We start from the raw sequence: 12,703 nt of genomic DNA on the forward strand, positions 1-12,703 counted from the left end.
TTTGTAAAGTACATCGAGGCAGGGGCTAAGAAAACGAGATACTTCGCCTTGCTGTACGATGTGGGCTGGCTGCTTTGTGTCCGATAGTTTATTCCCCCACAGGAGGACTATCAAAACCAACTCTTTCCTATTGGTGCATTAACTATAATACACAGTTAATGGAGATAAAATAAGAAAAAAATCTTCTAAAAAAAATAGTTTTTTTTATTTTTTATTTGTACTTTTGCGAAGTCATCATTTTACAATAAACGTTTCACGTCAAAAAGAAGTTCAAATGGATTTCATGATATGGAAAATAAATAGCTAATCCTTAATCTAAAGATTTAGATATGCTATGTGAAAAACCGATAGATAGTAATAACTGAATATTAACTAAACCAAAAACAAATGAAAAAATTTCTATTATCTTGTATTGCACTTGCAATGACAACTTTTGCTACAGCACAGAACGGTAGCTTAAAGCTGACAGAAGCAGATTTCACTCTTGCTCAACCCATTAGTTCTGTAAAGTATCAAAATAACGCTAAAGCTACAAGAGCTAACTTGCCCAAGAACCAGCGTTACATGGGCAACTACACTAGCGACAACTATCAAGAAAAAGGTATCGGCTTTACAAGCAATGAAGGCGTACTTACCTTGATGACAGCAGTAGACAAAGACCTTGTTAGTGCGTTCGATAAAGGTAAAGTTGTTGGCATGCGTGTCGCATTGGCTGCCAATGGTGTTGGTGCTATCACGGCAAAACTGTTTACCTATAAAACTGTAGACGGTAAAATACAAACAAGTTTAGTAGCTGAACAGAAGATAGAAAATACCAAGAAAGGCTGGAACGACGTTACCTTTAATACACCTTACACGCTTGACTTCAGCAAGATAGAAGGCGTAATGTTAGGATACACCTATACACAGAAGAAAGGAGAGTCAGAAGAATGCTATCCTATCTCATTGCTGAAGGAAGGAACGATTGTTACAACATACGTTGAATTCAACGGTAAGCTGTACACCTTTGATTCAGAAAAAAGAGGAAACCTTTGCATTCAGGCACTTGTAGAAAAAGACTATCCTGCAAAAGACATCGCTATTAAAGGTGCCGTATATACTAAGTTCATAAAACGTTCAGGCAACACAAAGGTTTGGTTGAAAGTTTCTAACTCAGGTACAGACCCTATCAATTCTTATACCTTGGTAACATCAATCGATGACAAACAAGTAAAAGAACAAACAATAACAGGTGTTATAGATGGAAATATAAAGAGCAATGAGATTGAATTCTCTACAGCAAATATCGACTTTGGTTCGCACAAGCTTAAGTTCGCTATCACAAAGGTAGACGGTGCTGCACCAACCGGCGACACAAAAGACGATGTTTACGAGTCGGATATAAACATCTACGATACAGGCTATAAGAGACAAAAGCAACTCATAGAACAGTTTACCGCTGTAACTTGTACTTATTGTCCTACCGGTTCAAGACTTTTGAAGAAACTGCAAGAGAAGCGCAAAGACTTAGCATGGGTAGCACTTCATGGTCCAATGGGGCAGAACGACCCATACCAAACAAACCAAAGTATTGCTATCATGAAGGCACTTGGTGCAAATGGATATCCAATGGCAGCATTTAACAGAACTCTTATGGATGGTGCACTTACAACAGTAATTGCTTTCAAAGAGGGAGCAATTAACCAAGCTGTTGAAATGTTTAGCAAAATTTTAGACCAAACAGACGAAGAACTCCCTGCATTTGTAAATATCGACATTGTTGCAAAGGCTGACAAACTCGCAAATGGAAACAATCAAATGGTCATTGACGTGAAGGGTACCGGCGTTAAGAGCGCAGCTGACTTCCTCAAGGATTATGCACTTTATGTTTATGTAACAGAAGATGGACTCGTTAATCCACAGATTGATAATGGACAAACGATTAAAAACTATGTTCACAACAACACATTCCGTCAGTGCTTGACAAACATTAATGGCGACAACATTGCTTGGACCGGCGACAACTTCAACAAGCAATTCACTTACGATGTACCTGCCGGATACAATGCAGAGAAGATGCACGTTATTGCTTTCGTAGCTCCTAAGTTGGGCACTACTCCTATCTCTGAACTTGTTGTAAACCAGACCAATATGGTTGAAGTTACTACTACTGCAGGCATTAAAGATGCAAGCATGGATGCTGATAATGAAATCGTAGCTCGCTACAACCTCGCAGGTCAGAAGATTGACACTCCACAAAAGGGTGTGAACATCTTGAAGTACAAGAACGGCAAGATTGAAAAGGTAGTTGTAAAATAAGTCAGGAACGCAATATAATAACAGAAGTTATTATTGCAACCTGTGAACCAAACCCCAAAAGTCAGACATAAAACTTTTGGGGTTTTATTATGACAAACAAGAGAAGAAGTAAACATGACGCATCATCTTTGCTAAGATACATGCATTGTTAGATAATGGTCGTTCTTTCCGGAAAAACAAGAGTAACTAAAAAGGGCTGAAATCCAAGTGAGGCTTTCAGCCCTTAACTTTTATGTGTGGAAAATGTTTACCGGACAGCATATAAAAGCCACCTTCATTGCAATGCAACGAGGTGGCTTTTCTCTTTTTATACAGTAGCATCGCTATGCTTTAATTGGCGTTTTGTTCTTATAAAAGGTTCCATATAACCATCTGTTGAAAGACGGGTACCATCGGTACTACGCAGCGGCATTTTTCGTAACGGAGTTACGACGATTACAGTAACTCCGTTGCGACGATTGCCGTAACGGAGTTGCGATGAATGCCGTAACTCCGTTAAGACTTTAACAGCTGTTTAGCAGGGTATTTTTGCGAGACTTGCATCATTGCAAATCCTTAATATAAAAGGTCGAATACCAGTGGCAGATGGTCGCTAAATCCGCCATTATAGCGCATGCCATTGTAAAATCGGCGAGGCTTTACACCTCCATATTCGGTATCTTCTTCGAGCAGGAAAGTTGCATCGTTTATTCTGCATTGCTGTATTTGGGGCAGTAAGTTCTCGCTTACAAGTATTTGGTCTAAGCTGCCCCATTTTCCCCGATAACGGTAGGTTCCTTTTGCGCCGTTCTTTCCTGTAGCATTGCGCGATATGTTTGTCATTCCGTGTTCGTAGATTTTCCGTAACGATTTATCGTCAGCATAATCGTTGAAGTCGCCCATTGTTATTATTTTAGCATTCTTTTCAGTTGTTTTAATTGAGTCGATGGTGTTGCAAAGTTGTGTGGCAACGTGTATTCTGAATGGTTCTGAAAAGGTTGCACCGCCCGAACGGCTTGGTGCGTGGACGAGAATGACGTGCAGCGTGTCGCCATTCGCCAACTCGCCCATAACGTGCAGTATGTCGCGAGTAGGTTTCATTTCTTTTAATGGAGGGATATGAATGGTGTCGCCTTTCAAAATTCGGAAGGTGAAAGGCGAGTAAAGTAGGGCGACATCTATGCCGCGCTTGTCGTTCGAGGCAGTCATAATGTATTGGTAGCGTGCTTTTCGCAGTAGCGAGCGTTGCGTAAGGTAAATCATGGTGCTGTCGTTTTCTACTTCGCACAGTCCTATCAAGTCAGGCAGATAAGTCCTTATAGAATCTTCGCCACACGAAATAATACCTTGTCCTACTTTGTTCAGCTTCTCCCAATACTTTGTGCGTGTCCAATGGCGAGGCGAGTTAGGTGTAAATTCCAAATCGTTTTTCTGCAAATCGTGTTCTGTGTCAAACAAGTTTTCTACGTTCCATTCTACTATGCGTAAACGTTCTTGTGCCACCAATGTGCAAGAAAGAAAGCAGAAAACCAACAAGCACAGTTTTTTCATCGGGTCAAGCACTTACTTGTTGAGGATAATAAGTTGCTGGCGTACGCTTTCTTCGTGTATGATTTCGAGAATGCGAGCTGCAAATTTAGCATCTATTCCGCTTGCATTTGCCTGTTGCGAACATTTCTCCAACATTTCGTTGTAGCGTTCCGATTGTAAAACCGTCATATTATGTTCTTTTTTAAACTTGCCTATTTCTCGACAAAGTTTAAATCGTTCGGCAAGTAAATTGATGAGCGAACTGTCCATTTCGTCTATTTGTGAGCGCAGTTGGTGCAGTTCTTCGCTTGTTGTGTGCTTGCTGCGCACGATAAGTTGCGAAAGAATGAGTTCTAATTGCTCGGGCGTTACCTGCTGTTCGGCATCGCTCCACGCTTTATTGGGATTGCAATGACTTTCTATTATCAGTCCGTCGGCACCTAAATCCAGTCCTTGCTGGCAAAGTGGTGCTATGAGGTCGCGTCGTCCACCAATATGGCTGGGGTCGCAAATAATGGGCAGGTCGGGTATGCGGCGATGCAATTCGATTGGAATTTGCCACATTGGCAAGTTGCGATATATCTTTTTCTCGTAACTTGAAAAGCCACGATGTATAACACCCAACCGTTTTATGCCTGTTTGGTTCAGGCGTTGCAATGCGCCAATCCATAAATCAAGGTCAGGATTTATAGGGTTCTTCACCAAAACAGGAATGTCTTTTACGCTGCACAACGAGTCGGCTAATGCTTGCATGGCAAATGGATTGGTTGTTGTACGTGCACCAATCCAAAGAATATCCATATCGTATTTTAAAGCTAATTCCACATGTTCGGGCGTTGCTACTTCGGTGGCGATAAGCATTCCCGTTTCGTCTTTCACCCGTTTTAACCATGGCAATGCCTTTTCGCCGTTGCCTTCAAAGCCCCCGGGCTTGGTGCGCGGTTTCCAAACACCGGCTCGAAATATCTCGCAACCCCTTGCCGAAAGTTGTCGGGCAGTATTCATCACTTGCTCTTCGGTTTCTGCCGAGCATGGTCCTGCTATTATGATGGGTTGGTGTTCTTTATGTGGGAGTCCTAACGGTTGTAGTTCCAATTCCATTTTTGTAGTCTTGAAGGAGCGTGGTTTATCACGTTCCTTCATTTTGTTATTTATAATTTTGTCCGATATTGCAGAGGCGTTATTTATCACGTCTCTGCGTTTAGTTCTGCTACTTTTGCGGCATCGTCGGCAGCTTCGTTTGTTTTTCCCATCTCTGCATACAGTTCACCACGCTCTGTGTAGGCAGGAAGAGAGAACGGATAGGTATCGATAACTTTTGTGTACCACTGTATAGCGGCGGCGTTATGCGCTAAAGCGTGTTCCAAACGGGCTTTCAGCAACAGCACATCTTCGTTGTCTTCCGTGTGTTCAAGCAACCAAGCAACATCAGCTTCGGCTTCTGCAAATTGCTGTGTGTGCAAATAGGTTTCGCCACGCAGCAAGTAGCGTTGCCTTGCTTGCTGTCTAACGAGATAGCCTTTGTTGCCATGGCTATGGTATTAACGTCGTCGCCCTGTCCCTTGCAGGCTTCGGCATACAGATAGTGCGCTGCTGCATTCTCTGAATCTATGAGTATCGCCTTTTCGCAGGCAGTTGCCATTGCACCATAGTTCTCCATCATGAAGCTATATTTGCCATACGAATGAATATCTGAACATTGTCGGGCTGTGCCTTGCTTAGTGTTTGCAGTTCTTCATAAGCCTCCGAAAACATACCTTTTGAGGCATAGACGATAGAAAGGTGGTCGTGAATTTCCAAGTCGTCTTTTATTTCCAATGCGTGCTTAAAGCATCTCACGGCATAATCTACCTCGCCTGTCTTCATGCTCTGACGCCGTCATATTTCAATACATCGAAATCTTTTGCTTCGTTTTGTACTTTTACTTCTTCTTTGGTTTCTTCTTTGCTACCAAATAGTTTCTGAAAAAAGTTCATACGTGTTTAGGTTTATTTATGTGTAACGAAGGAACGAACCATCGTCTTCAATTTATTCGTTATTTATAATATGCAAACTTACATATTTTTTTCAAAATATCAACCTGTTTACAGCAATTTCAATGTGTATTTAATGCAGACATAAAGCAACAGAGCACTGAAGAGAAAAGTGCCCCAAAGTACAAGGTTGGGGTTTACAATCAACAAAATTTCTATTAGAACAAGCATCAGAATAGTAATTACTTTCAGCCAACTGATGAGTTCTACTCCGATTTTCTCTTGCTCTTTCCGACTGTGTTTCTTCGAGCTTGGAAAGTTGTAGAGTTTAGGATTTCTCTCCAACCACCACATCAACAGATAGGTGAGCAAGGCGATAGCAGGGAGTGTAAATAGTTCCCATTTGGAGCCATAGTTGTCCACTTCGCCGTGAATGTTTATGTGTAACGGAATGATTTCAACATTACTGAAGCCAACAATAATGGCAAAAGCAAAGCCGATGCCTAAAGTTAAGATAGGAAGAACCTTTTTAATAATAATATTCAATATCATAAGTATGTAAGTTTCTTAACTAATCAAATTAAATTTGATTAGTGCAAAAATACCAAATTAAATTGTAATGGAGGAACAAACAAGTAGATTTTTTGTATTATTGGGAGATGGAGTATTCAGCTGAGGTGGGGAAAGTTCAAATATTGAACTTGCGCTATCGACAAATACAGATACTCTAAAAACGTGAGTTCGATATACGAAAGCAGGTTAAACCGGTAATCTCACAGACGCTTTTAAGCAAGCCCACTTAATGAAATAAAGAGAGAGGTTTTTCGTTTAGTTTTGTAAAGATAATTCTGTTAAAAACTGATAATTGCGTTTTGGCGTTGCGAAACCGTAGGTTTTGCAATGTAAAACCTACGCTTTTACCGTGCAAAACCTACGGTTTTGGAACGCGAAACAATAGGTTTTGTAATACATTGATACATAACAAGTTATGCAACAGCTACTCTTGTGAAAAATATTTACGTTTTTATGGTCTTCTTTTCACTCTTTTCTCGTTCCCGAAAAGTGCGTTTCCTCGCCATGAAAATGCTTAAATAAATTTGGCATTGCTCATTTGGCGGAACGAAAACGTTCATGAATAACGTGAGCTTGGTGTAAGAATTTGAAGACAAATATACTTCGTTACTTTTTGATTATAAGCATATTAAATCACAATCAATTCTTCTTTAAATATCTTATAAATAAATACCGGCGTAACTTTTATATCGAACTCATGTTCTAATACTGCTAATATGGTTTGGATATAAGATAAAAATATGTTACCTTTGCAGTCGTTAACTTATTAAAATAGAAATGAAAAAGACAATTTACACATTACTATCTGTCGCAATGGCTGTATGCTTTGCGAGCTGTGGGAAAGCTATCTTGGAAGAAGGAATAGGGAAAGAGAATCAAGGTAAAGGTAAGATGAAAACGGTTTCGGTCAGAATAAACGAGGAAATAACGACTTCTGAAACACCTTTATTTGCAAATGGAACCCGGGGTGCAGGGAAGAAACTGTATGGCATTAATGTTTTTCAGAAGAAAGCAAACGGAAAGTCTTACACCAAATATGCCTACGGATTGTTTGATGACCCTTCAAAAATAAAAATTGCTTTAAACGAGGATTGCCTCTACCGCTTTGAATGTCTGATAGTTGAAGAGGGCGAAGACGGTGTCTATCTTTCAATAGATGGCTATATGGAACCTTTTGTGAAAACAAACAAAAAGCCGACTAAAGCAGACAACTTGTTCGTAAAATCAAGTTCGGTAAGTTTTGCATTTCCTCCACAAGGCAAAACTACTGTTACGGGAAATAAACAAGTTTGGTGTCCTAAACTGATAAAACAATATGGTACATTATCGGACTTCACCCCTAAGACAACCGATGCCGTATCGTTAAAAGTAAAACGGGCAGTGTTCGGATTGCATCTAACCATTGCGCCACCCGAAGAAGGAACTCTCGAAGTCAGCTATTTAGACGATTACAAGGAAACGATAAAGGCTTCTGATACAACTTTCGACCATCAGGCTATTTATTCTTTTACCCAGACAGATAAAGCAACAGAAGATGGTTATAGCGGTAAATTTAACTTTGTGTTGAAATGGACAAAAGGCGATGGAACGATAAAGACAGAAACGAAAGGGTTTGTACTGAAACGCAATGTGATGACAAATATTAAGATTGTAATTAAAAGTCCCGACCCATCAACAGTTTCTATTGAGGAAGAGACTGATGAGATGTCGAACGAAAACATGGAATGGACAATTAAAGCATAGCGGTTTTACTGTATAAAAAGAGAAAAACCACCTCGTTGCATTGCAATGGAGGTGGTTTTTGTATATTAGAAAGGTGATAGGAAAGTTACTAAAAATTCCACCAATGCTTTTTCTTTTTAGGTTGTTCGTAAGCAGAATTATTATGGCTGTAACGCATACTTTCCCACGTTTCGTTATGTTTTATCATGTGGTAGATAGTTCCCCAATCGGGCAATCCGCCTATATTACGGTCGTCGATAAACATATCTACCTTTAATTTTCGCGAGAAATGGTTATTCTTTGACGGTTCTTCCTCCGGATAATCTTTATTTACTGTCCAAAAATCAACACCACGTTCATGGCACCAGTCTACAGCCTCTTCTAATAGTTTGCCCTCTCTGACGCTCCAAAGTATAAGCTGATGCCCGTCTTTTATCAATTCTTTTAAAGTGTCAATAGCAAATGGAATTTCGTTTCCAATGCGCGGATACCTATGTTCCACTATTGTTCCATCAAAGTCTACTGCTATAACCATAGTCGTATAAAGAAAAAGAAGTGTGGCAATGTATAAACGCTGACACACTTCTTGTATATCATTTACTTAATTATTATCGTTTAATAGAATTATCGTTCTTATTTCCATACTTACTATTGCGATAATCTCCGAAACTTCCATACTTACCGTATGTACCATATTTGCCGTATTTTCCTTGTCCGTAGCGGCCATACTTCCCATAACGACCGTAACCGTAGTAGTAGCCATACTTCTTTTTCGACATATCGACACCGTTGAGAACGATATTCATTTTTGGAAGTTTCTTTTCCTCTGAAAGCTCGTTAATCATATCGAAAGACGACTTCAATGTATAGTCGGCACGGCACACATAAATGGTTGTATCTACAATTCTACCAATCTGCAATGTATCGGTAACAAGTCCGATAGGTGCAGTATCGACAAGTATATAGTCGTACTCTTGACGCAATAGTTCGAACACTGTATTCAAAGAGTTACGTGCAATCAATTCCGTTGGATTTGGAGGAATAGGTCCTGCCATCAATAAATCCAACTGGTCGTTCACACCCGATGGAGTGATTTGAGCATTCAAATCTTCCAAAGTAGGCTCATTCTTCACCAATAAGTTGGTAATACCATGTTTATGGTCATTTATCTTGAATTGTTCAGCGAGGCGTGGTCTGCGAATATCCAAGCCTACAAGAACAACCTTTTTGCCTAACAATGCAAAGCTGACTGCAAGGTTGGCAGCTGTAAAGGTTTTACCTTCGCCTGACGTTGATGATGTAAAGAGAATAACTTTTTGATTTTCTTCCAATACAAATTGTATATTGGTACGCATTGCACGGAACACCTCTTCCATTTGATTGTTTTGATTTTCGTGTACCACAATATCTGCCTTACCCTTTGCAGCCTCACTTGCAACAGGAACATCGGCAATAATTGGCAACTTGGTAAGTTGTGCCACATCTTCGTGTCCTTCTATCTTATATCTAAAGAGCTGTATAAGGAACAAGATAAGCGCAGGCAAAAGAAGACCTATTGCTAATGCGATAAGGTAAATCATTTGTGTATTCGGACTTACTATACCTGCAAACTGTGGTTCATCAATCAACTTACCTTTATCTACAGTTGCTGCAAGAGAAATGCTGTTCTCTTCACGCTTCTGCAACAACATCAAGTATAATCCTGACATAACTTCATGCTCACGACCGATAGACTGTATCATTCGTTCTTGTTTGGGAGCTTCAGCTACTTCCGAATTATATTTATTAAACTGACCAACAATAGCATCTCGCTGAATTTCCAAATTGTTGCGTGCAGTTTCAATAGCGCGACGAATGTTTATATTAAGCGTTCTGACTTGGTCAGTAAGTGGCTCTACTACCGGCGAATTTACAGATGCACTACGAAGAAGGCGATTTCTTTGCAACACCAGCTCGTTGTATTTATCTATAAGACTTGATGCAGTAGCATCGCTCAAACCGATATTTGAAGGTATCACCTGTGAGAAATCTTTTGAAGAGCCCTTTACTTCCGAAGCAATACTATTGAATAATTGGATTTGAGTTTCCAATTCTGCGAGTTTTTGTTCAGACGCTGTTTGGTTCGAAAAACTGCTTGCAGCATTCATCTGCAGTTCTACCATACCGTTTTGCTGCTTATAGTGTTGCAGCTTTCCTTCGGTTACGCCCAATTCCTGACTGATTTTGCCAAGACGAGAACTGATGAAACGGTCGGTACTAAGTGCTATCGTATTCTTATCTTCATTTGCTTGACGGTTATAAGCAACAACGAGTTGCTTCAGATAGTCGATGCTTCGATTAGGTATTTCGTCTACTATTCTAAGCAAGGCTATATTTGAACCTTTTGAACTGTTCGTTATTTGCAAACCACTAACATACTTTCCACAAGCATCTTTAGGCGATTGTATGGTTACATTCAGTTCTTCGCCCTTACGCAAAATTCTACCATTATTAGAGTTTATCGTAATTGCTCCTGCACGAGTAACAATTGTATGTGGCAGCGAATAGAACTTACGCTCTATCGTAAATGGTCCTTCAGCGTCGCGTTCGTTCTTTGGAACAAAATAAGTGCCCGACAAAATGAAAGTATTGCTATCACGCTTAATTGTAAACTGTATAGGTCTGTTCAAGCGTTCCAAGTGTTCTTTGTCGATGTCTACACTCAAAGGTTGGTCGCCATAATATGTTAAAGTCTTTAATCTGCCCTTTATCGAATAGGTTGTATAAAGCTTCAAATCGCGTACGGCATCTTGGGCAACAGACCTTGAGCCGAGTATTTCCATCTCGTTATCAAGACCTTCTGAATTAGAAATAGTTCCAAGATTTGATGAATACTTAATTCCTGTTCTCTTGCCATCGTCTTGGTCTTTGATAAGCAATTTTGCAACAGTTTGATAAGTTGGTGTGGTATAGCGCAAATAGATAGCTCCCAACCCCACACAAATAATTGTAGAAAGTATGAACCAATACCAATTAAGAACAATGGTACGGTAAATCAACTGAAAATTTATAAACGATTTCCCAGCTTCTTCTTGTCCGTATTCTTTCTCTACGTTCTTATTTTCTTCTATCATAATAATGCATTATTCTATTGATTGTTCTCATCAGCAAGGCAAAGAAGATATTGACCGTATTCGTTTTTCTTCATAGGCTCTGCATTTTCTCTAAGTTGTTGATTGCTTATCCAACCTTTTTTATATGCTATTTCTTCAAGGCAGGCAACTTTCAAACCTTGGCGTTTCTCTATACATTCTATAAATGTACTTGCTTCGGACAGGCTATTGTGCGTACCGGTATCCAACCATGCAAAACCACGTTGCAATGTTTGCACCTTCAGTTCTTTCTTGATTAAATATTCTTGATTTACGGTTGTTATTTCAAGTTCGCCTCGTGCCGAAGGCTTTATATGCTTCGCTATTTCCACAACACTGTTTGGATAGAAATACAATCCTATCACAGCGTAATTGCTCTTTGGGTGTTCGGGTTTCTCTTCAATGCTAAGGCAATTTCCCTCCTTATCAAATTCTGCAACACCATAACGTTCAGGGTCGTTTACGAAATAACCGAACACAGTGGCTTTACCGTCTTGTTCTGCATTTCTTACGCTGTCCTTCAACATTCCCGTAAAGCCTGCACCGTAAAAGATATTATCGCCCAAAACCAAACAAACAGAATCGTTGCCAATAAACTGTTCGCCGATAATGAAAGCTTGTGCCAGCCCATCGGGCGAAGGCTGTTCTGCATATTCAAAACTTACTCCAAATTCATGCCCATCGCCTAACAGACGTTTAAAACCCGGCAAATCGTATGGGGTCGATATTATCAATATTTCCTTTATGCCGGCAAGCATCAATACGGAAATAGGATAATAAATCATTGGTTTATCATAAATAGGTATCAACTGTTTACTTATGCCTTTCGTTATCGGATAAAGGCGAGTGCCCGAGCCTCCTGCGAGAACAATACCTTTCATACTTATTTTATTTAAAATACTTATTATATTGATTTATGCCCAGTCAGAATAAGCAGACAATACGATTTTTCCAATCTTCACATTTCGCAGAAACATTCCAATAGTTACTCGCAAATAGTTAGTTCTCCTCATTCAATTCTGAGTTATTCTGTTTATTGCCTGCAAAGGTAATCAATTAAATTGATATTCAAGGCATCTGTGAAAAAAATTATCACTATCCGGTAAAACTTTTTGCATCGCATAAAATCAGGGGTTACTTCCCTGCACGGAAGTGAGTTCTTTAGTTACTTTTGCTTTTACGACAGACCAAATAGTATAAGGAATGTAATAAATCACACCCTTACATAAGCTCCATACAGCAGAGATTTTACCAACTAATCCGTAGAAAACGTAGGAAAATGATTTATCACGCTCCCGACAACATATAACAGAAAACAGATAACAAAAGTGTAAATATTCTTCCATAATGTATCTACCGATTAACTTACTTGCTTTCAACGTGTTGCAAAACCTATTGTTTCGCATTCCGAAAGCGTAGGTTTTGGAAGGTAAAAGCGTATGTTTTGGCGGGCGAAACCTACGCTTTTGAAGTATCAAAGCGTAGTTATCACTTTTT

At 39.7% G+C, this 12,703-nt stretch carries 11 protein-coding genes; 2 read left to right on the plus strand and 9 right to left on the minus strand.

Translation table 11 applies throughout. The features are described from left to right. Positions 1–387: 387 nt before the first annotated feature. Complete coding sequence (locus JCM15124_RS03670) at positions 388–2,298, plus strand: Omp28-related outer membrane protein (RefSeq protein WP_024998348.1); 1,911 nt, start codon at positions 388–390, stop codon at positions 2,296–2,298. Positions 2,299–2,853: 555 nt separating this feature from the next. Here JCM15124_RS03670 and JCM15124_RS03675 read toward each other — a convergent pair. The 6 genes from JCM15124_RS03675 to JCM15124_RS03705 form a co-directional block, all read right to left on the minus strand. Continuing rightward, the gene (locus JCM15124_RS03675) at positions 2,854–3,828 is read right to left on the minus strand and encodes an endonuclease/exonuclease/phosphatase family protein (RefSeq protein WP_024998349.1); all 975 of its coding nucleotides are present in this window, start codon (positions 3,826–3,828) and stop codon (positions 2,854–2,856) included. Positions 3,829–3,840: 12 nt separating this feature from the next. After that, positions 3,841–4,908 carry a bifunctional 3-deoxy-7-phosphoheptulonate synthase/chorismate mutase type II gene (locus JCM15124_RS03680; RefSeq protein ID WP_024998350.1) on the minus strand — a complete coding sequence of 356 codons (1,068 nt, stop codon included), beginning with the start codon at positions 4,906–4,908 and terminating at the stop codon, positions 3,841–3,843. Positions 4,909–4,994: 86 nt separating this feature from the next. Beyond that, the gene (locus tag JCM15124_RS16410; protein ID WP_232220068.1) at positions 4,995–5,195 is read right to left on the minus strand and encodes a hypothetical protein; all 201 of its coding nucleotides are present in this window, start codon (positions 5,193–5,195) and stop codon (positions 4,995–4,997) included. Then, positions 5,183–5,470 (minus strand): tetratricopeptide repeat protein, encoded by a 288-nt coding sequence (locus JCM15124_RS16415; RefSeq protein WP_024998352.1) that lies wholly within the window; start codon positions 5,468–5,470, stop codon positions 5,183–5,185. The genes JCM15124_RS16410 and JCM15124_RS16415 overlap by 13 nt, the downstream gene beginning before the upstream one ends. Next, on the minus strand, positions 5,467–5,673 hold the full coding sequence (locus JCM15124_RS16420) for a hypothetical protein (RefSeq protein ID WP_024998353.1): 207 nt from the start codon (positions 5,671–5,673) through the stop codon (positions 5,467–5,469). Before JCM15124_RS16420 ends, JCM15124_RS16415 begins: the two co-directional genes overlap by 4 nt. A 218-nt stretch (positions 5,674–5,891) precedes the next feature. Then, complete coding sequence (locus tag JCM15124_RS03705) at positions 5,892–6,332, minus strand: DUF1648 domain-containing protein (RefSeq protein ID WP_024998354.1); 441 nt, start codon at positions 6,330–6,332, stop codon at positions 5,892–5,894. A gap of 798 nt (positions 6,333–7,130) precedes the next feature. On the opposite strand from JCM15124_RS03705, the gene JCM15124_RS03710 reads away from it, so the two are divergent. Continuing rightward, positions 7,131–8,096, plus strand: coding sequence for a hypothetical protein (locus JCM15124_RS03710; protein WP_024998355.1), 966 nt, complete (start codon positions 7,131–7,133; stop codon positions 8,094–8,096). Positions 8,097–8,184: 88 nt separating this feature from the next. Here the strand turns inward: JCM15124_RS03710 and JCM15124_RS03715 are convergent, their stop codons facing one another. The 3 genes from JCM15124_RS03715 to rfbA form a co-directional block, all read right to left on the minus strand. Beyond that, the gene (locus JCM15124_RS03715; protein WP_024998356.1) at positions 8,185–8,610 is read right to left on the minus strand and encodes a BT0820 family HAD-type phosphatase; all 426 of its coding nucleotides are present in this window, start codon (positions 8,608–8,610) and stop codon (positions 8,185–8,187) included. A 73-nt stretch (positions 8,611–8,683) separates the two neighbouring features. After that, positions 8,684–11,188, minus strand: coding sequence for an exopolysaccharide transport family protein (locus JCM15124_RS03720; RefSeq protein ID WP_036885000.1), 2,505 nt, complete (start codon positions 11,186–11,188; stop codon positions 8,684–8,686). A gap of 14 nt (positions 11,189–11,202) precedes the next feature. Next, on the minus strand, positions 11,203–12,087 hold the full coding sequence (rfbA, locus tag JCM15124_RS03725) for a glucose-1-phosphate thymidylyltransferase RfbA (protein WP_024998358.1): 885 nt from the start codon (positions 12,085–12,087) through the stop codon (positions 11,203–11,205). Positions 12,088–12,703: the final 616 nt, after the last annotated feature.

The sequence above is a fragment of the Prevotella falsenii DSM 22864 = JCM 15124 genome, from assembly GCF_000613945.1.
Taxonomy (GTDB): Bacteria; Bacteroidota; Bacteroidia; order Bacteroidales; family Bacteroidaceae; genus Prevotella; species Prevotella falsenii.